We start from the raw sequence: 26,766 nt of genomic DNA, 5'->3' as shown, positions 1-26,766 counted from the left end.
GGCGCATGAAGCGTTCTTCCGCGACATGCTCGGCGACATCGACGAGCCGACCGTGGCCTTCGGTGTGCAGGATGTGCATGGCGACGGCAGCAGCATCGTCGACAGCGAGCAGGCGCTAGACGCCGGCGTGGCCGAGCGGTTGCGCGAGCAGGCACGCTGCCTCGGCATCAGCGCCGCCAGCCTGGTGCACCAGGCCTGGGGCCAGGTGCTGGCGCAGGTTTCGGGGCGTGAAGAGGTGGTGTTCGGCACCGTGCTGCTCGGGCGCATGCAGGGTGGCGAGGGCGCCGATCGCGCACTCGGCATGTTCATCAACACCTTGCCGTTGCGGGTCAGTGTTGGCGCCACTGCGGTGGAGCAAGGCGTGCGCGCTACTCATGAGCGTCTGGCGCAACTGCTGGCGCATGAGCAGGCCTCGCTGTCGCTGGCCCAGCGTTGCAGCGGTGTTGCCGCATCGCTGCCGCTGTTCAGCAGCTTGCTCAACTATCGCCACAGCGCGGCCGAACCGGCAGGTGTGGCTTGGGACGGGATCGAGATTCTCAGCTCGCGCGAGCGCAGCAACTATCCGCTGGTGGTCAGCGTCGATGATCTCGGCACCGGTTTCCGCCTGAGCGTGCAAGCGGTGCCGCAAGTGGATAGCGCACGGGTCTGCGATTACTTGCAGACCGCGCTGCACAACCTGCTGACCGCCCTCGAGCACAATCCGACCACGCCGCTGCGGCAGATTTCGGTGATGTCGCCGAGCGAGCGGCAGCGGGTCCTGGTCGGGTTCAACATCACCGGTCGCGACTACCCGCAGGCGCAGACCGTGCAGCGTTTGTTCGAGGCCCGGGCGGCCGCGCACCCTGAAGAGTTGGCGGCGGTGCAAGGGGCGCAGCAGTTGCGCTATGGCGAACTCAATCAGCGGGCCAATCGCCTGGCGCATCACCTGATCGGCCTTGGCGTGCAGCCCGATGACCGGGTCGCCCTGTGTGCCCGGCGCAGCCCGGACATGCTGGTCGCGCTGCTGGCGATCCTCAAGGCCGGCGCCGGTTATGTGCCGGTTGATCCGGCGTATCCACCAGAACGCATCGCCTACCTGTTGCAGGACTGCGCCCCGGTGGCCGTCGTGGCGCAGGCAGCGACCCGCGATCTGCTCGGTGGCGTGCCGGTCATCGATCTGGACAACGACCTCTGGCAGCACCTGTCGGATGCCAATCCGCAGCTGCCGGCATTAACCCCGAAGCATCTGGCTTACGTGATCTACACCTCCGGCTCCACTGGCCAACCGAAAGGGGTGATGGTCGAGCATGCGACCCTGGAAAACCTTGTGCACTGGCACGCTGAAGCCTTCGACTTGCAGGCCGGCAGCCAGACCGCGAGTGTCGCCGGCTTCGGTTTCGATGCGATGGCTTGGGAAGTCTGGCCGGCACTGTGTGTCGGCGCGACCTTGCACCTGCCGCCGCAGTCGATCCGCAACGAGCACCTCGACGAGCTGCTCGACTGGTGGTGCGCGCAGCCGTTGCAGGTCAGCTTCTTGCCGACGCCCGTGGCCGAATACGCGTTCAGCCGGCAATTGCAGCACCCGACCTTGCGTACGCTGCTGATCGGTGGCGACCGCCTGCGTCAGTTCAGTCGTGCGCAAACCTTCGACGTGATCAACAACTATGGCCCGACCGAAGCGACAGTGGTCGCCACCTCGGGGCCGGTCGAACTGGATCAGCCGCTGCATATCGGTCGGCCGATCGCCAATGCGAAAGTCTATGTGCTGGACGCCGAGCAGCGCCCGGTGCCGGTGGGTGTGGCGGGCGAGTTGTATGTCGGCGGGGCGGGTGTGGCGCGCGGTTATCTGAATCGCCCCGAGCTGAGCGCTGCGCAGTTCCTCTTCGACCCATTCAGCGACGAGCCGCAGGCGCGCATGTACCGCACCGGCGATCAGGCGCGCTGGCTGGCCGACGGCAATATCGAGTACCTGGGGCGCAACGACGATCAGGTCAAACTGCGTGGCGTGCGTATCGAACTCGGTGAAATCGAAGCCGCGCTCGGCAGCCACGTTGCGCTGCAGGAAGCGGTGGTGCTGGTTCGCGATGGGCGGCTGATTGCGTGGTTCACCGAGCACACGGCGGTCGATATTCAGCAGTTGCACACGCATTTACAGGCACGCTTGCCGGATGCGCTGCTGCCGGCGGCTTACGTGCGGCTGGACGCATTGCCGTTGACTGCCAACGGCAAGATCGACCGCAAGGCCTTGCCGGAACCGGAGCAGGGCGCGTGGCTCAGTCGCGAATATGAAGCGCCACAGGGTGCGCTGGAAACCGCGCTGGCGCAGATCTGGATCGACGTGCTGAAAGTCGAGCGGGTCGGGCGTCACGACAACTTCTTCGAGCTGGGCGGGCATTCGCTGTTGGCGGTGAGCCTGATCGAGCGCATGCGCCAGATCGACCTCGCGGCTGACGTGCGCGTGCTGTTCAATCAGCCGACCCTGGCCGCACTCGCCGCCGCTGTGGGCAGCGGTCGTGAAGTTGAGGTGCCGGCCAACCGCATTCCGCCGGGCTGCACGCACATCACCCCGGACATGCTCAGCCTGACCGAACTCGATCAGGCCAGCATCGAGCGCATCGTCGCTACTGTGCCGGGCGGGGCCGCCAACGTGCAGGACATCTATCCGCTGGCACCGTTGCAGGAAGGCATTCTTTATCACCACTTGAGCGCCGAACAGGGCGATCCGTACCTGCTGCAATCGCGGCTGATCTTCGACAGCGTCGAGCGCTTGCGCACCTTCAGCCAAGCCTTGCAGCAGGTCATCGCGCGTCACGACATTCTGCGCACCAGTGTGGTCTGGGAAGGGCTGGCGAGTCCGCAGCAAGTGGTCTGGCGTCAGGCGCCGCTGGTGGTGCAGGCGGTGCCGCTGGATCCGGCGCAGGGCGACGTTCTCGAGCAGTTGCACGCGCGCTTCGATGCCCGGCACAACCGCCTCGACCTGAGCCAGGCGCCGCTGATGCGCATTGTCTATGCCGAAGACCCGGCGCAGCAACGGGTGGTGGCGATCATCCTGTTCCAGCACCTGATTCTTGACCACACCGCCATGGACGTGGTCGGCCAGGAAATGCGCGCGTTCATGTTCAATCAGGCCGACAGCCTCGGCACGCCGATGCCGTACCGAAACTACGTGGCGCAGGCGCGTCTGGGGGCCAGCGAGCAGGAGCACGAAGCGTTCTTCCGCGACATGCTCGGCGATATCGACGAACCGACTCTGCCGTTCGGTCTGCATGACGTGCAAGGCGATGGCGGCGACATTGAGGAGGCGCAGCAAGCCGTCGATGCCGGGTTGACCCTGCGCCTGCGGGAGCAGGCGCGGCAGTTGGGTGTCAGTCCGGCGAGCCTGATGCACCTGGCCTGGGCGCAGGTGCTGGGCGTGCTTGCCAACCGTCGCGACGTGGTGTTCGGCACGGTGCTGTTGGGGCGTTTGCAGGGCGGTGAGGGCGCGGATCGCACCCTCGGCGTGTTCATCAATACCTTGCCGCTGCGGGTGGATGTCAGCGAAGGCGTGCGCGCTGCGGTCAAGACTACCCACGCACGGCTGACCGCGCTGCTGGCCCATGAACATGCGCCATTGGCGCTGGCCCAGCGTTGCAGCGCAGTGTCCGGGGCGCCGCTGTTCAGCGCCTTGCTCAACTACCGGCATACCGCTGCCGAGGCGCAGCCGCGTGACGGTCAGGGCATCTGGGAAGGCGTGCAATTGCTTGGCGGCGAAGAGCGCAGCAACTATCCGCTGACCCTCAGCGTCGACGATCTCGGCGAAGATTTTTCCCTGTCCGTGCTGGCGCTGGCGCAGATCGGCGCGCAACGGATCTGCGGCTACATGCACACCGCGCTGGAACATCTGGTGCAAGCACTGGAACAGGCGCCACAGCGTCCGCTCAACCGTTTGCCGATTCTCGCGGTCGAGGAATACGAGCGCTTGCTGGTCGGTTTCAACCCGACTGCGGCGGCATACCCGCGCGGTGCAACGATTCAGGCGCTGGTGCAAGCGCAGGCCGAGCAGCATCCGCAAGCGCTGGCGGTGGTGCAGGGCACGCAACAACTGACTTATGCGCAACTCAATCAGCAAGCCAATCGCCTGGCGCATCACTTGCTCGACCTCGGGGTGCAACCGGACGACCGGATCGCCGTGTGCCTGCAACGCAGCCCGCAGATGCTGGTGGCGCTGCTGGCGATTCTCAAGGCCGGCGCCGGTTATGTGCCGGTCGATCCGGCGTACCCGGCCGACCGCATCGCCTACCTGTTGCAGGACAGCGATCCGGTGGCGGTGCTGGCGCAGGGTTCGACCCGCGAGTTGCTGGGCCGGGTGCCGGTGATTGATCTGGACAACGCCCTCTGGCAACACCTGCCGGAGACCAATCCGCAACTGCCGACGCTGACCCCGGCGCATCTGGCCTACGTGATTTACACTTCGGGATCGACCGGCCAGCCGAAAGGCGTGATGGTCGAGCACGCAACCCTGGAAAACCTTGTGCACTGGCACTGTGAGGCGTTCGACCTGCGCGCCGGCAGCCACACCGCCAGCGTCGCCGGTTGCGGTTTCGACGCGATGGCCTGGGAGGTCTGGCCGGCGCTGTGTGTCGGCGCGACCCTGCACCTGCCGCCGCCGTCGATCAGCAACGAACACCTCGATGAACTGCTCGACTGGTGGCGCGCGCAACCGTTGCAGGTAAGTTTTCTGCCGACGCCGATTGCCGAATACGCCTTCAGTCGTGAGCTGGGTCACCCGACCTTGCGCACGCTGTTGATCGGTGGCGACAAGTTGCGGCAGTTCCCGCGTGAGCAGACCTTTGCCGTGATCAACAACTACGGCCCGACCGAGGCCACGGTGGTCGCGACCTCCGGGCAGATCCATGCCGGACAGCTGCTGCACATCGGCCGGCCGATGAGCAACGCCAGGGTTTACCTGCTCGATGAACAGCAACGTCCAGTGCCGGTGGGTGTTGCCGGTGAACTGTACGTCGGTGGCGCGGGTGTGGCCCGTGGTTATCTGAACCGTCCCGAGCTGACCGCCGAACGCTTCCTCGAAGACCCGTTCAGTGACGAACCGCAGGCGCGCATGTACCGCACTGGCGATCTCGCGCGCTGGCTGGCCGACGGCAATATCGAGTACCTGGGACGTAACGACGATCAGGTCAAACTGCGCGGCGTGCGGGTGGAACTGGGTGAAATCGAAGCCGCGCTGTCCAGCCATCCGGCAGTGCAGGACGCGGTGGTGCTGGTGCGTGAGGCGCGGTTGATCGCCTGGTTCACCGCCCGCACAACAGTCGATATCGAGGCGCTGCGCGCGCATCTGCAAGCACGCCTGCCGCAGGCGCTAGTGCCGGCAGCCTACGTGCGGCTTGAGGCGCTGCCACTGACCGCCAACGGCAAACTCGACCGCAAGGCCTTGCCCGAACCGGATCAGGACGCCTGGCTCAGCCGCGAATACGCAGCCCCGCAAGGGCCGGTGGAGACCGCGCTGGCGCAGGTCTGGGCCGAGGTGCTGCAAGTCGAACAGGTCGGGCGGCACGACAACTTCTTTGAGCTGGGCGGGCATTCGCTGCTGGCGGTGACCCTGATCGAGCGCATGCGTCAGCTCGGTCTGAGCACCGACGTACGCGTGCTGTTCAGCCAGCCGACCCTTGCCGCGCTAGCCGCTGCGGTGGGCAGTGGTCGCGAAGTCGCGGTGCCGGCCAATCTGATTCCGTTTGGTTGCACACATATCACTCCAGAGATGCTGACTCTGGTGCAACTGGATCAGGCCAGCATCGAGCGTATCGTGGCCACGGTGCCGGGCGGTGCCGCCAATGTGCAGGACATTTATCCGCTGGCGCCGTTGCAGGAAGGCATTCTTTATCACCACTTGAGCGCCGCGCACGGCGATCCATACCTGCTGCAATCGCGCCTGGCATTCGACAGCCTTGAACGCTTGCAGGCCTTTGCCGCCGCGCTGCGTCAGGTCATGACTCGCCATGACATCCTGCGCACCGGAGTGGTCTGGGAAGGGCTGGCGACGCCGGTGCAAGTGGTCTGGCGTGAAGCCGAGCTGCCGCTGCAGGAGGTTGCATTCGATCCGGCGGGCGGTGATGTTCTGGCGCAGTTGTATGAGCGTTTCGACGCGCGGCATTACCGCATCGACCTCAGTCAGGCGCCGCTGATTCGCCTGGTGTATGCGCAGGATCCGGCCAACCAGCGGGTGGTCGCCATGCTGTTGTTCCATCACATCGCCATGGATCACACGGCGCTGGAAGTGGTGCAGCAGGAACTGCAGGCGCTGCTCTTCGGTCACGGCGAAGCGCTGATACCCGCCGTGCCGTATCGCAATTACGTGGCGCAGACCCGGCTGGGCGTCAGCGAGCAGGAACACGAAGGGTTTTTCCGCGCGATGCTCGGCGAGATCGACGAGCCAACGCTGCCATTCGGTCTGCTGGACGTGCACGGTGACGGCCATGACATCGAAGAAGTCCGTCAGCGCGTGCCCGACGCCGTGGCGCAGCGCCTGCGCAGCCAGGCGCGGCAGCTGGGCGTGAGCGTCGCGAGCCTGTTCCATCTGGCGTTTGCTCAAGTATTGGCGGCGACCTCCGGACATGAGCGCGTGGTGTTCGGCACCGTGCTGCTGGGGCGGATGCAGGGCGGTACCGGCGCTGATCGAGGTCTGGGAATGTTCATCAACACGCTGCCATTGCGGGTGGATCTGGGTGATGTTTCAGTGCGTGCCGGGGTGCGCGCCACCCATGCGCAACTGACCGCATTGCTCGGCCATGAACATGCGTCATTGGCATTGGCCCAGCGTTGCAGCGGGGTGGCGGCGCCGTCGCCGCTGTTCAGCGCCATGCTCAACTACCGGCACAGCGTCAGCGCAGAACAGTTGCAAGCCAATCGCCTGGCCTGGCAAGGCATCGAGAACCTGTCCAGCGAGGAGCGCACCAACTATCCGCTGAGCTTCAACGTCGATGACCTGGGTCAGGGTTTTGACCTCACGGCCATGACCCCTTCGCAGATTGGCGCGGCGCGGCTGTGTGGCTACATGCAGCAGGCGTTGGCGGGGCTGGTCGAGGCGCTGGAGCAGACTCCGCAGCAGGCCTTGAACCGCCTGCCGGTGCTGGCGGATGCCGAGCGTCAGCAGTTGCTGTTCGGTCTCAATGCCACTGACGTCGATTACGACCTTGAGCAGACCATTCACGGTCTGTTCGAAGCGCAAGTGGCGCGTACGCCGCAGGCGCCCGCCGTGGTTGCGGGTGAGCAGCAACTGAGCTACGCCGAACTCAATGCCCGGGCCAATCAACTGGCACGGCATCTGCGTGAATTGGGCGTAGGGCCGGATGCGCGGGTGGCGCTCTGCGTCGAGCGCGGTCTGGACATGGTGATCGGGCTGCTGGCGATCCTCAAGGCTGGCGGCGGTTATGTGCCGCTGGATCCGGCGTATCCGCTGGAGCGTCTGGCTTACATGCTCGAGGACAGCGGCCCGTTGGCGGTGTTGGTGCAGGGAACCACGCGCTCGTTGCTCGGTGACGTTGGCGTGCCGGTGATCGACCTGGATCAGCCGCATTGGCAAGCGCTGCCGACAGACAATCTTGCGATTGCCGAACTGGCCCCGCAGCACACCGCGTATGTGATCTACACCTCCGGTTCCACTGGCCAACCGAAAGGCGTGATCAACGAACACAGCGGGGTAGTCAACCGCTTGCTGTGGATGCAAGACGCCTATCAACTGACCTCCAGCGACACGGTGTTGCAGAAAACCCCGTTCAGCTTCGACGTCTCGGTCTGGGAGTTCTTCTGGCCGCTGATGACTGGCGCACGTCTGGTCATGGCCCGGCCCGAGGGGCACAAGGATCCGCTGTATCTCAGCCAAATCATCGAACGCGAGCACATCACCACGCTGCACTTCGTGCCGTCGATGCTCGATGTGTTCCTCGCTCACGCCGACACCGCACGTTGCGGCAGTCTGCGGCAAGTGATGTGCAGCGGCGAAGCGCTGCCGGGCAGCGTGGTGCGGCGTTTCAAACAGCAACTGCCGGGCAGCGAACTGCACAACCTCTACGGCCCGACCGAAGCGGCGGTGGACGTGACCGCGTGGAACTGCGCCGGGCCGGTCGAAAGCACCCCGGACAACACGCCGATCGGCAAACCGATCGCCAACACCCGCATGTACATCCTCGATGCCCAGCAACAACCGGTGCCGCACGGCGTGGTCGGCGAGCTGTACATCGGTGGCGTGCAGGTAGCGCGCGGTTATCTGAATCGCCCGGAACTGAACGCCGAACGCTTCCTCACCGATCCGTTCCAGGCCAATGGGCGGATGTACCGCACCGGCGACGTCGCCCGCTATCTGCCGGACGGCAATATCGAATACCTGGGCCGCAACGACGATCAGGTGAAGATCCGTGGTTTGCGCATTGAGCTTGGCGAGATTCAGGCGCGCCTGACCCAGATCGACGGCATTCAGGAGGCCGCCGTGCTCGCCCGCGAAGATGCATCCGGCGACAAGCGTCTGGTGGCGTACTACACCGGGGCACGCCTGGAAATCGACGTGCTGCGCAGCCACTTGCTGGAGCACCTGCCGGACTACATGGTGCCCGCGCTGTTCGTGCATCTCGCTGCACTGCCGCTGAGCCCCAACGGCAAACTCGACCGCAAGGCGCTGCCGGCCCCGGATCAGGCCGCATTGCCGGTGCGCGAATACGAAGCCCCGGTGGGCGACGTCGAAATCACCCTCGCACGGCTCTGGGCCGAGTTGCTCAACGTCGAGCGGGTAGGGCGCCACGATCATTTCTTTGAACTGGGTGGTCACTCGCTGCTGGCGGTCAGTCTGATCGGCCGGCTGCGTCAGGAAGGCATGGAAGCCGATGTCAGGTCGCTGTTCGAACATCCGACCCTGGCCGGCTACGCCGCAATTACCGAACGAATGGAGATCGTCCTGTGAACGTGATCGAACTGTTGGCCACATTGAAGGCTAAAGATATTCAGCTGGCGGTCGCGGACGACCAATTGCGGGTCAACGGCAACAAGCAGGCGTTGAACGACCCGGCGTTGCTGGCGCTGTTGCGCGAGCACAAACCGGCGCTGATCGAACTGATCAAGGCCGGGCAGTACTCTGCCAGCAAGCATGGTCAGGTCGAGGTGCCAGCCAATGGCATCGTCTCGGACACCACGCGCATCACCTCGGCGATGCTGACGCTGGTCGAACTCGACCAGGCGACCATCGACCACCTCGTCGCACAAGTCCCCGGCGGCGCAGCCAACGTGCAGGACATCTACCCGCTGGCGCCGCTGCAGGAAGGCATCCTGTATCACCACGTCAGTGGCGGTGACGGTGATCCGTATGTCATGCAGTCGCATTTCGCTTTCGCCAGCCGTGAGCGTTTTCAAGCGTTCGCTCAAGCGCTGCAAAGCGTGATCGATCGCCATGACATTCTGCGCACCGCTGTGCATTGGGCAGGACTGGACGCGCCGGTGCAGGTGGTCTGGCGCCGGGCCGAACTGCCGGTGGAAGAGGTGACGTTGCCTGATGCAAATGGCGACGTGCTGGCGTATCTGCACGAGCGCTTTGATGCCCGGCATTTCCGCCTCGACGTTACCCAGGCGCCGCTGATGCGTCTGGCCCATGCCTGGGATGAAGCCGGGCAACGGGTGATCGCCACGCTGTTGTTCCATCACATGGCGCTCGACCACTCGGCCCTCGACGTGGTGCGCCACGAAATGCGCGCCTGCCTCACCGGGCAGCGTGAACTGCTCGGGCGCCCGGTGCCGTTTCGCAACTACGTGGCGCAGGCGCGTCTGGGTGTCAGCGAGGCCGAGCACGAGGCATTCTTCCGCGAGATGCTCAGCGATATCGACGAGCCGACGCTGCCTTATGGTCTGCAGGATGTGCAGGGTGACGGCAGCGAAATCGTCGAACTCAGCGTGCCGGTCGCGGCGCTATTGGGCCAGCGTCTGCGGGCGCAGGCGCGAACCCTTGGCGTCAGTGTCGCCAGCCTGTTCCATCTCGGCTGGGCGCAAGTGCTGGCCGCGCTGACCGGCAAGCAGCAGGTGGTCTTCGGCACGGTGCTGATGGGTCGCATGCAAGGCGCCGAAGCGATTGACCGGGCGCTGGGGATTTTCATCAACACCTTGCCGTTGCGGGTGAACATCGACGGCCAGGATGTGCGCGCGGCAGTCAACGCCACCCACGCCCGGCTGACTACGCTGATGCGTCACGAACACGCACCGCTGGCCCTGGCTCAGCGCTGCAGTCACGTGGTGGCGCCGACGCCGCTGTTCAGCACGCTGCTCAACTATCGCCACAGCCACAACGTCACCACCGCCAGTGCCGAAACCCTTGCGGCGTGGGACGGTATCTCCACGTTGCACTCCGAAGAGCGCAGCAACTATCCGTTGACGATGAGTGTCGATGACCTCGGTGACGCCTTCAGTCTGACCTTGCTGGCGAGCACGCAGACCGATCCGCAGCGTATCTGCGACTACCTGCACTGCGCGCTGGAAAACCTCGTGCTTGCGTTGGAGCAGGCGCCGCAGACACCGATCAACCAACTGCCGATTCTGCCGGCGGCAGAGCTTGAACAGGTGCTGCTCGGCTTCAATGCCACCCATGTGGATTTCCCGACGGCACAGACCATTCAGCAGTGTTTCGAGGCGCAGGTGGCCGCACGGCCGGACGCGCTGGCGGCAGTGTTTGCCGACGCGCAACTGACCTACGCCGAACTCAATCGTCAGGCCAATGCCTTGGCGCAGCATCTGATCGGTTTGGGCGTGAAACCCGACGACCGTGTCGCCATCGTCGCCCGTCGCGGGCTGGACACCCTGGTCGGGCTGGTGGCGATCCTCAAGGCCGGCGCCGGTTACGTGCCGATTGATCCGGCGCATCCGGCGGAGCGCTTGAACTACCTGCTCGACGACAGCGCGCCAGTCGCCGTACTGACCCAAAGTCATCTGCGCGAGCGACTGCCGGCGCTAAACGTCCCGGTGCTCGACCTCGATCACTGCAACTGGCCACTGACTGCCACACAAAACCCGCAGGTACCGGGTCTGAGCACCGCGCACCTGGCCTATGTGATCTACACCTCCGGCTCCACCGGCCTGCCCAAAGGGGTGATGGTCGAGCATCACACCCTGAGCAATCTGGTCGACTGGCACTGCACCGCGTTCGACCTCTGTGCCGGGCGTCACACCTCAAGCCTCGCCGGTTTCGGCTTCGATGCGATGGCCTGGGAAGTCTGGCCGGCGTTGTGCGCGGGCGCGACCCTGCATCTGGCGCCGAACCACGAGGGCGGCGAAGACATCGATGCCTTGCTCGCGTGGTGGTGCGCGCAGCCGCTGGACGTGAGTTTCCTGCCGACCCCGGTGGCCGAATACGCCTTCAGCCAGAACCTCGAACACCCGACCCTGCGTACGCTGCTGATCGGCGGCGACCGCTTGCGGCAGTTCAATCGCAATCAGCATTTCGACGTGATCAACAACTACGGCCCGACCGAGGCCACAGTGGTCGCCACCTCAGGTTTGGTGCAAAGCGGCGACGCGCTGCACATCGGCAAACCGCTGAGCAATGCCACGGTGTACCTGCTCGACGAACAACAGCGCCCGGTGCCGCTTGGCGTTGCCGGTGAGCTGTACGTCGGCGGTGCCGGGGTCGCCCGTGGCTACCTGAATCGCCCGGACATGACCGCCGAGCGCTTTCTGCGCGACCCGTTCAGCCCCTTGCCGAATGCGCGGATGTACCGCACCGGCGACCTTGCACGCTGGCGTGAAGACGGCAACATCGAGTACCTGGGGCGCAACGACGACCAGGTGAAGATCCGTGGCGTGCGCATCGAGCTGGGCGAGATCGAAACCTGCCTCAACCAGTTGCCGGGGATTCAGGAAGCGGTGCTGCTCGCTCGCGAAGATCAACCCGGCCAGCCACGACTGGTGGCGTACTTCACCGAGCAGGCGCAGGTCGAAGCGCTGCCGGTGGGCGAGTTGCGCGCGCAATTGCTCAGCCGTTTGCCGGAATACATGGTGCCGAGCGCGTTCGTCAAACTCGCCGCGTTGCCGCTGACCGCCAATGGCAAGGTCGACCGCAAGGCCTTGCCGGCGCCGGATCTGGCAGCGCTGTTCACCCGCGAGTACGCAGCGCCCGAAGGCGAGGTGGAAACCGCGCTGGCGCAGATCTGGGCCGACGTGCTGCTAGTCGAGCGGGTCGGGCGTCAGGATCACTTTTTCGAGCTCGGCGGGCATTCGTTGCTGGCGATGCGCATGGTCTCGCAAGTGCGCCAGCGCCTGGGTGTCGAGCTGGCGCTGAGCGATCTGTTTGCCAACGCCGAACTGGCGGCTGTCGCGGCAGTGCTGAACGAGGCCGGACGCTGTGCGCAACCGCAGATCGTGCCGGTCCCGCGTGACGGCGCGTTGCCGCTGTCGTTCGCCCAACAACGCCTGTGGTTCCTCGCGCAAATGGAAGGCGCCAACACCGCCTACAACATTCCCGTGGCCCTGCGTCTGCGTGGTCGTCTCGACGACGCGGCGCTGCAACGCGCACTGGCGCGGATCGTCGCCCGCCACGAAACCCTGCGCAGCCGCTTCACGCAATTCAACGACGAAGCGCAAGTGCTGATTGCCCCGGTGGACACCGGTCTGCTGCTGCGGGTCGAAGACCTGCGTCAGCACCCGCAACCCGAGGAAACCCTGCAGGCGCTGATTCAGGGCGAAGCCTCGGGGCCGTTCGACTTGCAGGACGATCCGTTGATTCGCGGGCGACTGGTACGCCTGGCGGATGATCACCATGTGCTGTTGCTGACCCTGCACCACATCATCTCTGACGGTTGGTCGATGGGCGTTTTGACCCGCGAACTGATGGCGCTGTATCAGGCGTTCAGTCACGGTCAGCCGGATCCATTGCCGCCGCTGGCGCTGCAATACACCGACTACGCGGTGTGGCAGCGGCGCTGGCTCAGCGGCGAGGTGTTGCAACGCCAGAGCGAATACTGGCAACGGACCCTCGCTGGCGCCCCGGCGCTGTTGATGCTGCCGACCGATCGCCCGCGCCCGGCGCAGCAGGACTATGCCGGCAGCAGCGTAGCCGTAGTGCTCGACGAACGTTTGAGCGCCGGGCTCAAAGCCTTGGGCCAGCGCCACGGCGTGACCCTGTACATGACGCTGATGAGTGCCTGGGCGATGCTGCTCAGCCGCTTGTCCGGGCAAGCTGAAGTGGTGATCGGTTCGCCAGTGGCCAACCGCACCCGCGCCGAAATCGAAGGCCTGATCGGCATGTTCGTCAACACCCTGGCCCTGCGCATCGACACCTCGGGCGAGCTGAGCGTCGAAGCGCTGTTGGCGCGGGTCAAGGCGCAAACCCTGCAAGCGCAGGCGCATCAGGATCTGCCGTTCGAGCAAGTGGTGGAAATCACCCGGCCCGTGCGCAGCCTGGCGCACAGCCCGTTGTTCCAGACCTTGCTCAGTTGGGATGGCCTCGAAAGCCCGGCGCTGGCCCTCGGCGAACTGACGCTGGAAGGCGTGGCCGAGCCGAGCCACTTCGCCAAGTTCGACCTGTCGCTGAGCCTCAGTGAGTCCAACGGCATCATTCGCGGATCGCTGGAATACGCCACAGCGTTGTTCGACCAGAGCACGGTCGAGCGCTTCGTCGGTTACTTCCTGCGCCTGTTGCAGGCGATGGTCGCCAACGATCAGGCGCTGCTGGAGCAGGCGCCGCTGCTGGCGCCGGAAGAACAGCAGCGCTTGTTGGTCGAGTTCAATGCCACGGCGGTCGATTACAACCTTGAGCAGACCATTCACGGCTTGTTCGAGGCGCAAGTGGTGCGCTCGCCGCAGGCGCCCGCCGTGGTCGCGGGTGAGCAGCAACTCAGCTACGCCGAACTCAACGCCCGAGCCAATCAACTGGCGCGGCATCTGCGTGAATTGGGCGTAGGCCCGGATGCGCGGGTGGCGCTCTGCGTCGAACGCGGTCTGGACATGGTGGTCGGGCTGCTGGCGATCCTCAAGGCCGGCGGCGGTTATGTGCCGCTGGACCCGGCGTATCCGCTGGAGCGTCTGGCCTACATGCTGGAGGACAGCGTGCCGCTGGCGGTGCTGGTACAGGGTTCGACGCGTTCGTTGCTCGGCGAAGTCGCGGTGCCGGTGATCGATCTTGATCAGCCGCACTGGCAAGCGCTGCCGACGGACAATCTTTTGGTAACCGAACTGACCCCGCAGCACACTGCTTACGTGATCTACACCTCCGGTTCCACCGGCCTACCGAAAGGCGTGATCAACGAACATGTCGGGGTGGTCAACCGCCTGCTGTGGATGCAGGACGCCTATCAACTGACGTCGGCCGACAACGTATTGCAGAAGACCCCGTTCAGCTTCGACGTCTCGGTCTGGGAGTTCTTCTGGCCGTTGATGACTGGCGCCCGATTAGTCATGGCCCGGCCCGAGGGACACAAGGATCCGCTGTATCTCAGCGAAATCATCGAACGCGAACACATCACCACGCTGCACTTTGTTCCCTCGATGCTCGACGTCTTTCTCGCTCACGCCGACACCGCACGTTGCAGCAGTCTGCGGCAAGTCATGTGCAGCGGCGAAGCGTTGCCGGGCAGCGTGGTGCGGCGTTTCAAGCAGCAACTGCCTGGCAGCCAATTGCACAACCTCTACGGCCCGACCGAAGCGGCAGTGGACGTGACCGCGTGGAATTGCGCCGGGCCGCTGGAACAAACGCCAGACAACACACCGATCGGCAAACCGATCGCCAACACCCGCATGTACATCCTCGATGCCCAGCAACAACCGGTGCCGCACGGCGTGGTCGGCGAGCTGTACATCGGTGGCGTGCAGGTGGCGCGCGGTTATCTGAATCGCCCGGAACTGAACGCCGAACGCTTCCTCGACGATCCGTTCCAGGCCAATGGGCGGATGTACCGCACCGGCGACGTCGCCCGCTATCTGCCGGACGGCAATATCGAATACCTCGGCCGCAACGACGATCAGGTGAAGATCCGTGGCCTGCGCATTGAACTCGGCGAGATCCAGGCGCGCCTGACCCAGATCGACGGCATTCAGGAAGCCGCCGTACTCGCCCGCGAAGACGTGCCGGGCGACAAGCGTTTGGTCGCGTACTACACCGGGGCACCGCTGGAAATCGAAACGCTGCGCAGCCATTTGCTGGAGCACCTGCCGGACTACATGGTGCCCGCGCTGTTCGTTCATCTCGATGCATTACCGCTCAGCCCCAACGGCAAACTCGACCGCAAGGCGCTGCCGGCCCCCGATCTGGCGGCGCAGACCGCCCGTGAATACGAAGCGCCGATCGGCGAAGTGGAAATCGCGCTCGCGCAGCTTTGGGCTGAACTGCTCAAGGTTGAGCGGGTAGGGCGCCACGATCATTTCTTCGAACTCGGTGGCCACTCGCTGTTGGCGGTGAATCTGGTGGCGCGGATGCGCCGTGCCGGCCTGAGCGCCGACATTCGCGTGCTGTTCAACCAGCCGACCCTCGCCGCGCTGGCCGCTGCCGTGGGCGGTGAACCGGAGGCCGAAGTCCCGGCCAACCTGATCACTGCGGACTGCACGCGCATCACTCCCGAGCTGCTATCACTGGTGACGCTCGACCAGCCAAGCATCGACCGCATCGTCGCCAGCATCCCCGGCGGCGTGGCCAACGTGCAGGATATTTATCCGCTGGCGCCGTTGCAGACCGGCATCCTGTTCCACCATTTGTCCGCCGCACAGGGCGATCCGTACGTGTTGCAGGCGCAGTTCGCGTTTGCCGATGAACAACGCCTGAACACCTTCACTCAAGCCTTGCAGAACGTAATCCAGCGCCACGACATCCTGCGCACTTCGCTGTTCTGGGACGGGCTGCAAGACCCGGTGCAAGTGGTCTGGCGTGAGGCGCCGCTGGTGTGCGAAGCGCTGGAGCTGAATGGCACGGACGGCGATGTACTGGAGCAATTGCGCCGGCGTTTCGACGCCACGCAGTACCGCATGGCCGTCAATCAGGCACCGCTGATGCGCGTGGTGCACGCCTGGGACGCAGACAATCAGCGGGTGGTGGCGTTGTTGCTGTTCCATCACCTGGTGATGGACCACGTTGCGCTGGAAGTGCTGCAACATGAAATGCAGGCGTTCCTGAGCGGTCAGCCGCAACGTCTGGCCGAGCCGGTGCCGTATCGCAATTACGTGGCGCATACCCGTGGCGCAATCAGTGATCAGGCGCATGAAGCGTTCTTCCGCGACATGCTCGGTGACGTCAGCGAACCGAGCGCGCCGTACGGCCAGCACAGCATTGCCGAGGGCCACGCCGCAGAAGCACGCCGGGTACTCGACCTCGATCTGAGTCAGCGCGTCAGGGCCAAGGCCCGACGGCTGGGGATCAGCGCCGCGAGCCTGATGCATCTGGCCTGGGCACAGGTGCTGGGAAAACTCTCCGGGCGTGACGCCGTGGTGTTCGGCACCGTGTTGCTGGGGCGGTTGCAGGCGGGCGAGGGCGCCGAACGCGCGCTGGGGGTGTTCATCAACACCTTGCCGCTGCGCGTCGATCTCGGGCAACGCTCGGCGCAGGAAGCCGCGCTCGCCACCCACCAACAGTTGAATGCTCTGCTGCAACATGAGCATGCGCAATTGGCGCTGGCCCAGCGTTGCAGTGGTATGGCCGCCGGCACGCCGTTGTTCAGCACGCTGTTCAACTACCGCCACAGCGCCGCTGCCGGCGCGCCTTCTGCGGAGGCGACGAACGCGTGGCAAGGCATGCAGTTGCTCAATACCCAGGAGCACACCAACTATCAGTTGAGCGTGAGTGTCGATGACCTCGGCGAAGGTTTCGGCTTCACTGCACTGGCTGCCCCCGGCATCGATCCCGCACGCATCTGCGAGTACCTGCAACGGGCGGTGAGCAACCTGCTGCAGGCACTGGAACAGACACCGCAACTGAGCATTGATCAAGTGTCGATTCTGGCGCCGGACGAACGCCGGCAATTGCTGGTCGAGTTCAACGCCACCGAGCGGGAGTACCCGCGTGCGCTGACCGTGCACGCCTTGTTCGAAAGGCAAGTGGCGGCGGATCCGCACGCCATCGCTGTCGTGCATCGCGGGCAAACGTCGAGTTATGGCGATTTGAATGATCGGGCCAACCGCTTGGCCCACTACCTGATCGCTCAAGGCGTACAGCCGGGCGATCATGTGGCGATCCTGCTGCCGCGCTCGCCGCAGCTGTTGGTCGCGCAACTGGCGATTGCCAAGTGTGCGGCGGCCTATGTGCCGCTGGACATCAACGCGCCGAGCGAGCGCCAGGCGTTCATGCTTGAGGACAGCCGCGCCGTGGCGTTGCTGACCCTGCGTGGCGAAAACATCGACTATCCACTGCAGCGCATCGATCTGGATGCCGTGACGCTGAATGACCAGCCTGCGCACAACCCGAAACTGGCACAGTCCTCGGAGTCGCTGGCGTACATCATGTACACCTCCGGTTCCACCGGTACGCCGAAGGGTGTGATGGTGCCGCACCGTGGCATCGCTCGCCTGGTGCTGAACAACGGTTACGCCGATTTCAACCCGCAGGATCGCGTGGCGTTTGCGTCCAACCCGGCGTTCGACGCCAGCACCATGGACATCTGGGGGCCATTGCTCAACGGCGGGCGCGTGCTGGTGATCGATCACCAGACCCTGCTGGATCCGAACGCATTCGGTCGCGAATTGAGCGACAGCGGCGCGACAATCCTGTTTGTCACCACCGCGCTGTTCAACCAGTATGTGCAACTGATTCCGCAGGCCCTGAAAGGCTTGCGCATGGTTCTGTGCGGCGGTGAACGCGGCGATCCGGCAAGCTTCCGCCGCTTGCGGGCCGAGGCGCCGCAGCTGCGCATCGTGCATTGCTACGGCCCGACCGAAACCACCACTTACGCCACCACGTTTGAAGTGCACGAAGTGGCGGAAAACGCCGAAAGCGTGCCGATTGGCGGGCCGATCTCCAACACCCAGGTGTATGTGCTCGACGCGCATCAGCAGCCGGTGCCGATGGGCGTGACCGGCGAGTTGTACATCGGCGGGCAGGGCGTGGCGCTGGGTTATCTGAACCGTGCCGATCTGACGGCGGAAAAGTTCCTCCCCGATCCGTTCAGCGACCGTCCGGGCGCGCTGTTGTATCGCACCGGCGACCTCGTGCGCTGGCTGGCGCCGGGGCAGCTCGATTGCATCGGGCGCAATGACGATCAGGTGAAAATCCGTGGTTTCCGCATCGAACTCGGCGAGATCGAAAATCGTCTGCTGGGCTACCCGGGGATCAACGAAGCGGTGGTGCTCGCTCGGCGCGATGGTCAGGAACCGCTGCGGCTGGTGGCCTACTACACCGCGCACGACGGCACGCTGGAACTGGCTGACCTGCGTGAGCATTTGCAGACGCAATTGCCGGAATACATGGTGCCGAGTGCCTGGGTGCAACTTGATGCATTGCCGCTGAACAACAACGGCAAGGTCGATCGCAAAGCCTTGCCCGAACCGGATGCTGCGGCGTTGTTCACCCGTGAATACGTTGCGCCGCAAGGTGAACTGGAAACCGCGCTGGCGCAGATCTGGGCCGAAACCCTGCAAGTCGAGCAGATCGGCCGCCATGACCACTTCTTCGAACTCGGCGGACATTCGTTGCTGGCGATGCGCATGTTGTCGCAGGTGCGCCAGCGTCTCGGCGTTGAATTGCCCTTGAGCGAATTGTTTGCCGACCCGCATCTCAGCGCCGTGGCCGAGGTGCTGAACCGCTCCGGGCGCAGCACGCTGCCGGAGATCTTGCCGGCGGCGCCTGATCAAGCGCTGCCGCTGTCCTTCGCCCAACAACGCCTGTGGTTCCTCGCGCAAATGGACGGCGGTAACTCGGCGTACAACATTCCGCTTGGCCTGCGCCTGCGCGGGCAACTCGATGTCGAATCCCTGCAGCGCGCACTGACGCAGATCGTTGCGCGCCACGCAACCCTGCGCAGCCGCTTCGTCAGCGTCGACGATCAGGCGCAGGTGACGATTGCACCGGTCGATAGCGGCCTGCTGTTGCAGGTGGAGGACCTGCGCCAGGATCCACAGGCCGAAGCTACGGTGCAGGCACTGCTCGCGCAGGAAGCCGCGACTGCCTTCGATCTGCAACACGATCCACTGATTCGCGGACGCCTGCTGCGTCTGGCTGACGAGCATCATGTGCTGTTGCTGACCGTGCATCACATCGTCGCCGACGGTTGGTCGATGGGCGTGCTGACCCGTGAGCTGATGGCGCTGTATCAGGCCTTCAGTCACGGTCAGCCGGATCCATTGCCGCCGTTGGCGCTGCAATACGGCGACTACGCCGTGTGGCAGCGGCGCTGGCTCAGCGGTGAAGTGTTGCAGCGGCAAAGCGATTACTGGCAGCAGACCCTCGACGGTGCGCCGGCCTTGCTGACCCTGCCCACCGACCGTCCGCGTCCGCCACAGCAAGACTTTGCCGGGAGCAGCGTCGAAGTACGGCTGGATGAACGTCTGAGTGCCGGGCTCAAAGCCTTGAGTCAGCGTCACGGCGTAACCCTGTTCATGACCCTGATGAGTGCCTGGTCGCTGTTGCTGAGTCGTCTGTCCGGGCAGTCCGACGTGGTGATCGGCTCGCCGGTGGCCAACCGCACCCGGGCCGAGATCGAAGGCCTGATCGGCATGTTCGTCAACACCCTGGCCCTGCGCATCGACACCTCGGGCGAGCCGAGCGTGGCCACGCTGCTGGCGCGGGTCAAGGCGCGCACGCTGGAGGCGCAGGCGCATCAGGATCTGCCGTTCGAGCAAGTGGTGGAAATCGCCCGGCCGGCGCGCAGTCTGGCGCACAGCCCGTTGTTCCAGAGCACGCTGAGCTGGGACAGCAGCGTCGGGCCGAACCTGGCGCTGGGCGATCTGAGTCTTGAAGGGGTGGCCGCGCCGGGCCGGGTGGCCAAGTTCGACCTGACCCTGACCCTGGGTGAGGTCAACGGGGTGATTCGCGGTTCGCTGGGATACGCCACGGCGTTGTTCGATCAAGCGACCGTCGAGCGTTATGTCGGCTACTTGCAGCGCCTGCTGGCGGCGATGGTCAACGATGAGCACACCGTGTTGGAGCGGGTGCAATTGCTCGCCGAGTCTGAGCGTCAGCGCTTGCTCTACGACTTCAACGCCACTGCATGCGATTACCCGCAAACCCTGACCGTGCACGGGATTTTCCAGCAGCAGGCAGCGGCGCATCCTAAAGCGGTGGCGGTGGTGCATGGCGAGCATTCGCTGAGCTACTTTGAACTGAACGCCCAGGCCAACCGTCTAGCGCATCACTTGCTCAGCCAAGGCGTGCAGCCGGGCGACCACGTGGCGATCCTGTTGCCGCGTTCGCTGGAATTGCTGGCGGCGCAGCTGGCGATTGCCAAGTGCGCGGCGGCCTATGTGCCGCTGGATATCAATGCGCCGAGCGAGCGGCAGGCGTTCATGGTCGAGGACTGTCAGGCAGCGGCGTTGCTGACCCTCAGCGGTGAAGTCATCGACTACGCCGCGCCACGCATCGACCTCGACCGCTTGACCCTCAGCGGCCAACCGACGCACAACCCGAATCTGGCGCAGTCCTCGGAGTCGCTGGCGTACATCATGTACACCTCCGGCTCCACCGGCGCCCCGAAAGGCGTGATGGTGCCGCACCGCGCCATCGGCCGCCTGGTGCTGAACAACGGCTACGCCGATTTCAATGCGCAGGACCGCGTGGTCTTCGCCTCCAACCCGGCGTTCGACGCCAGCACCATGGACATCTGGGGGCCGCTGCTCAACGGCGGGCGCGTCGTGGTGATCGATCACCAGACCCTGCTTGATCCAAACGCGTTCGGCCATGAGTTGAGCGCCAGCGGGGCGACGATCCTGTTCGTCACCACCGCGCTGTTCAATCAGTACGTGCAGTTGATTCCGCAGGCGCTGAAAGGCCTGCGCATTCTGTTGTGTGGCGGTGAGCGTGGCGATCCGGCGGCGTTTCGTCGACTGCTGGCCGAGGCGCCGGCGCTGCGCATCGTGCATTGCTACGGCCCGACCGAAACCACCACTTACGCCACGACGTTTGAAGTGCGTGAAGTGGCGGAAAACGCCGAGAGCGTGCCGATTGGCGCGCCGATCTCCAACACTCAGGTGTATGTGCTCGACGCGCATCAGCAGCCGGTGCCGATGGGCGTGACCGGCGAGTTGTACATCGGCGGGCAGGGCGTGGCGCTGGGTTATCTGAACCGCGCCGATCTGACCGCCGAGAAGTTCCTGGAGGATCCGTTCAGCGATCAGCCGGGCGCGTTGCTGTATCGCACCGGCGACCTCGCACGCTGGCTGGCACCGGGGCAGCTCGATTGCATCGGGCGCAATGACGATCAGGTGAAGATTCGCGGTTTCCGTATCGAACTGGGCGAAATCGAAAACCGCCTGCTCAACTGCCCGGGGATCAAGGAAGCCGTGGTGCTGGCGCGCCGCGATGGTCAGGACATCACCCGTCTGGTGGCGTACTACACCGCCCACGCCGGGCGCCTGGACAGCGCCGATCTGCACGCGCAGTTGCTGGCGCGACTGCCGGAATACATGCTGCCAAGCGCGTGGGTGCAACTGGATGTCCTGCCGTTGAACAACAACGGCAAGGTCGACCGCAAGGCGCTGCCGGCGCCGACCCAGGCAGCGCTGCTCAGCCGGCTGTATGTCGCGCCGATCTCGGCGCTGGAGGAACATCTGGCGCGGATCTGGGCCGGGTTGCTGCAGCTCGAACAGGTCGGTCGTCACGACAACTTCTTCGAACTGGGCGGGCATTCGTTGCTGGCGATGCGCATGCTGTCGCAGGTGCGCCAGCAGTTGGGCGTCGAGCTGACACTCGCCGAGCTGTTCGCCAACCCCGAGCTGGCCGCTGTCGCCGAGGTGCTGAGCCGGGCGGGGCGCAGCACCTTGCCGGAGATTTTGCCGGCGCCCCGTGATCAAGTATTGCCGCTGTCCTTCGCCCAGCAACGTCTGTGGTTCCTGGCGCAGATGGATGGCGGCCACAGCGCCTACAACATCCCGGTCGGTCTGCGCCTGCGCGGTCGGCTGGATGAAGACGCGCTGCAACGGGCACTGGCACGCATCGTCGCCCGTCACGAAACCCTGCGCAGCCGTTTCAGCCAGATCGACGATCAGCCGCAGGTGCTTATTCTGCCGGCCGAGAGCGGTCTGTTGCTGGCGGTAGAAGACTTGCGTCAGCACCCGCAAGCTGACAACGCCTTGCGCGGTCTGATCGAAGAGCAGGCCTGCGCCTCCTTCAATCTGCAGCACGATGCGCTGCTGCGCGGACGTCTGGTGCGTCTGGCTGATGATCATCATGTGCTGTTGTTGACGCTGCACCACATCATCGCCGATGGCTGGTCGATGGGCGTGCTGACTCGCGAGCTGGCGGCGTTGTATCAGGCCTTCAGCCGTGGCGAAGACGATCCGCTGCCGCCGCTGGCGCTGCAATACACCGATTACGCGGTGTGGCAGCGGCGCTGGCTCAGCGGCGAGGTGCTGCAGCGTCAAAGCGATTACTGGCAGCAGACGCTGGCCGGCGCGCCGGCCTTGCTGACCCTACCCACTGATCGTCCGCGGCCGCCACAGCAGGACTATGCCGGCAGCCGCGTCGATATACTGCTCGATGAACATTTGAGCGCCGGTTTGAAAGCCTTGTGCCAGCGTCGCGCGGTGACGCCGTACATGGTGATCATGAGCGCCTGGGCGATGTTGCTCAGTCGTTTGTCCGGGCAGAGCGACGTGGTGATCGGCTCGCCAGTGGCCAACCGTACCCGGGCCGAAATCGAAGGCCTGATCGGCATGTTCGTCAACACCCTGGCGCTGCGCATCGACACCTCGGGCGAACCGAGCGGCGAGGCGCTGCTGGCGCGGGTCAAGGCGCAAACCCTGGACGCTCAGGCGCATCAGGATCTGCCGTTCGAGCAAGTGGTGGACATCAGCAAACCGCTGCGCAGTCTGTCGCACAGCGCGTTGTTCCAGACCATGCTCAGTTGGGACAACAACGACGGCCCGAGCCTGACCCTCGGCGACCTGACCTTGGAAGGCGTGGCCGGCGATAGCCATTTTGTGAAATTCGATTTGTCGCTGAGTCTTGGCGATTCGCACGACGGCATTCGCGGTTCGTTGCGCTATGCCACGGCGTTGTTCGATGAGTCGACGGTGCAGCGTTTCGTCGGCTATTTCCAGCGGCTGCTGGCCGCGCTGATCAACGATGATCAGGCCGTGCTGGCGCAAGTGCCGTTGCTGGCACCGCAGGAGGAGCAGCGCCTGCTGATCGATTTCAATGCCAGCGCCGTCGATTGCCCGCTGGAGCAACCGTTGCACGGCTTGTTTGAAGCCCAGGTGCGGCGCAAACCGGACGCTGTCGCGCTGCAATCCGAGCAGGGAAACCTGACCTACCGCGAGCTCAATCAGCGCGCCAACTGCTTGGCCCAGCACCTGCGCGAACTCGGTGTGCAGCCGGATGCGCGGGTGGCGATCTGCGTCGAGCGTGGGCTGGATCTGATCGTTGGTCTGCTCGGCATCCTCAAGGCTGGTGGTGCCTATGTGCCGCTGGATCCGGGGTATCCGGCGGAGCGTCTGGCCTACATGCTCAAGGACAGCACGCCAGTGGCGGTGCTGGTGCAGACCGCTACTCGCCGGTTGTTCGGTGAAGCGGCCGTCACGGTGATCGACCTTGACCGCAGTACCTGGCAGAACCTGCCGGATCATGATTTGCAGGTGCCTGGTCTCAGCGCCTCGAACCTCGCTTACATGATCTACACCTCGGGTTCCACCGGGCTGCCGAAAGGCGTGATGATCGAGCATCGCAGCGCGTGCAATATGGTGCATTGGGGTTCGCAGATTTCGCCCCCGACCGAACACGGTGCGTTGCTGCAAAAAGCGCCGTTCAGCTTCGACAGTTCGGTGTGGGAGATCTTCTGGCCGCTGTGCTCCGGCATGCGTCTGGTACTGGCGCGGTCGGACGGCAATCGTGATTCGGCGTATGTGGTGCAGACCATTCGCGAGCATCAGGTGACGGTGGTCAAGTTCGTTCCTGCGTTACTGCAGCAGTTCATCGAGCAGGACGGTGTCGAACAGTGCACCAGCCTGACCGATGTGCTCAACGGCGGTGGTGAACTCAGCGCAGCGCTGGCGCGCCAAGTGCGCGATCGCCTGCCGTGGGTGCGCTTGCACAACGTTTACGGGCCGACTGAAACCACGGTGGACAGCACGGGCTGGACGCTTGAACCGCATATGCCGGTGCCGGACAACGTGGTGCCAATCGGCACAGCACTGAGCAATACCCGGCTGTACGTGCTCGATGCTTACGGACAACCGGTGCCGCAAGGCGTCAGCGGTGAGTTGTACATAGGCGGCGTCGGCGTGGCGCGTGGTTATCACGGCTTGCCGGAAATGCAGGCCGAGCGCTTCATCGACAGCCTGTTTGTTGCGGGTGATCGCCTGTACCGAACGGGCGACCTGGCGCGCTACAACAACCACGGGGAACTTGAATTCCTCGGCCGCAATGACTTCCAGATCAAGCTGCGGGGCTTGCGTCTGGAACCGGGGGAAATCGAGGCGCGGTTGATCGAGCATCCGGCAATTCGCCAAGCGGTGGTGATGGTGCGCGATGAGCGTCTGGTGGCCTGGTACACCGTGCGCTCGGGCGTAGAAGCACCCAGTCTGGAGGCCTTGCGCGCGCATGTGCTGGAGCGCCTGCCGGAGTACATGGTGCCGGGCGCATTTGTCCTGCTCGACGCTTTACCGCTGACACCGAACGACAAGATCGATCGCAAAGCCTTGCCGGAGCCAGGGGCAGATGCAGTCATCAATCGCCCATACGTGGCGCCCGAGGGTGAAGTCGAAACCGCGCTGGCGCAGATCTGGGGTGAAGTGCTCGGCGTAGAACAGGTCGGTCGTCACGACAACTTCTTCGAACTCGGCGGGCACTCGCTGCTGGCGGTGAAGCTGGTCAATCTGCTGCAACGGGCCGGACTGCAATTGTCGCTGGCCGAGCTGTTCCAGCATCCGAGTATCGAGTCTGCCGCCGCGCTGCTCAGTCAGGATGAGGCGCTCAGTCAGCCTGACGGGCTGGTAGTGGTGCGTGCCGGGGTGCACGGTACACCGCTGTTCCTGCTGCATGAATTCAGCGGCAGGGACGTGTACTTCCCGACGCTGGCCCAGCACATCGGTGGCGAGTTCCCGATTTACGGTTTGCCCGGCGTACCCTTTGGGCAAGCGCAATTGCGCACGCTTGAGTGCATGGCGCAGCGCATGGTCGGAATCATCCGTGCGGTGCAGCCACACGGCCCGTATCGGCTGGCGGGCTGGTCGTTCGGCGGGGTGCTGGCGCATGAGGTCGCGCAGCAATTGCTCGGCCTCGACGAACCGGTGGAATTCATCGGCATGCTCGACAGCTACGCGCCAAACCCACTCGTCCAGGACAAGGCAATGTGGAGCGGCGAGGGCCTCGACAAGCGTCAGTTGCTCGGCCATTGCCGTGGGCGTTCGCTGATGCTTGGTGCTGGAAGCGAGACGGCGCTGGCGGCGGTGCAAGCGCTGGAAGCGCAAGTCGAACAACTGGATTTCCCCGAGCTGTTCAAGCGCTGTCAGGCGCAGCAACTGACCGATCCGGAACTGGCCACGGTCAGCGCGGCGGACGCCTGGCATTACTTTGATCGCGAAGCGGCGCATCGTCTGGCGCTGGCGCATTACCGGGTCAGCCCGGCGAGCCAGCCGATCCACTTGTTCCGTGCCCAAGAGTTGATGGACGGCCAGTCATTGCCGAGCCCGACGCGCGGCTGGGAAGAGCGCTTCGACATTGGCTTGCTGCGTTGCATCGACATCCCCGGCGATCACCGGACCATGATGAAGCACCCGCACATCCAGGCACTCGGCCAGGCCATCACTCAGGCGCTGGAAACTCTGGTGACGCCGGAGCCGACGCTGTATCAACCGCTGCTGACGATTCAGACCGGGCAGCCGGGGCATGCGCCGATTTTCTGCGTGCCGGGGGCGGGTGACAGTGTCACCGGGTTCATTCACCTGACCGAGGCGATCGGCCCGGAGTGGCCGATCATCGGCTTGCAACCGCGCGGGCTGGACGGCGTCAGTGTGCCGCACAGCGCGGTCGAAGCCGCTGCGGCGTTCTACCTGCAAGCCATCGAGCAGATCCACCCGCAGGGGCCGCTGCACCTGATCGGTCATTCGTTCGGCGGCTGGGTCGCGCATGCCATGGCGGCGCAGTTGCAGGCGGCCGGGCGCGAGGTGGCTTCGCTGACGTTGATCGACAGCGAAGCGCCGGGTGGTGACGGCACGGCGGGCAAGCCGTACACGGCCACTGCCGCGTTGCAACGGCTGATCGACACCCTGCAATTGTCCTGTGGCAAATCGCTGGGCATCGATCCTGCGACCTTCGCCAACGCCGATGACACCACGCAATTGCGTCTGCTGCACGCAGGCATGGTGCGCGCCGGGGTGTTGTCGGAGCGGGCGGCGCCGGACGCGATGCACGGCCCGGTACGCACGTTCGCCGCGGCGCTGCGCACGGTCTATCAACCGCGTCTGGCCTACAACGGGCCGGTGCGGCTGGTGCTGGTCGACGACCCGACGCTGGACGAGTGGGGCAATCAGCGCGAACACGCGGCAGTGCTCGAAGGCTGGCAGCGGCAGGTCAGCGATCTGGCGGTGTGGTATGGCCCGGGCAACCACTTCACGATTCTCAAGTCGCCCAACGTCTTCAGTTTCGCCGCGTGGTGGCATGACGGTCTGACTCTGGCGGTCGGCGAAGTGCTGTCCTGA

Annotated in this window: 2 protein-coding genes (1 of these 2 cut by a window edge); both read left to right on the top strand. The window is 64.7% G+C overall.

The features are described 5' to 3' along the window. Positions 1-8,926 carry the 3' portion of a non-ribosomal peptide synthetase gene (locus CKW11_RS23530; protein WP_095139604.1) on the top strand. Its footprint begins 4,088 nt before the window's first position, so 8,926 of the gene's 13,014 nt are visible here — the last part of the coding sequence; the start codon falls outside the window, past its left edge; it ends in the stop codon at positions 8,924-8,926. After that, positions 8,923-26,766 (top strand): non-ribosomal peptide synthase/polyketide synthase, encoded by a 17,844-nt coding sequence (locus tag CKW11_RS23525; protein WP_095139603.1) that lies wholly within the window; start codon positions 8,923-8,925, stop codon positions 26,764-26,766. Before CKW11_RS23530 ends, CKW11_RS23525 begins: the two co-directional genes overlap by 4 nt.

This window comes from Pseudomonas sp. Irchel s3a10, assembly GCF_900187525.1.
GTDB lineage: Bacteria > Pseudomonadota > Gammaproteobacteria > Pseudomonadales > Pseudomonadaceae > Aquipseudomonas > Aquipseudomonas koreensis_G.
Note: the sequence above shows the minus strand (reverse complement) of the source record. Positions and strands in the feature narration are given on the sequence as shown.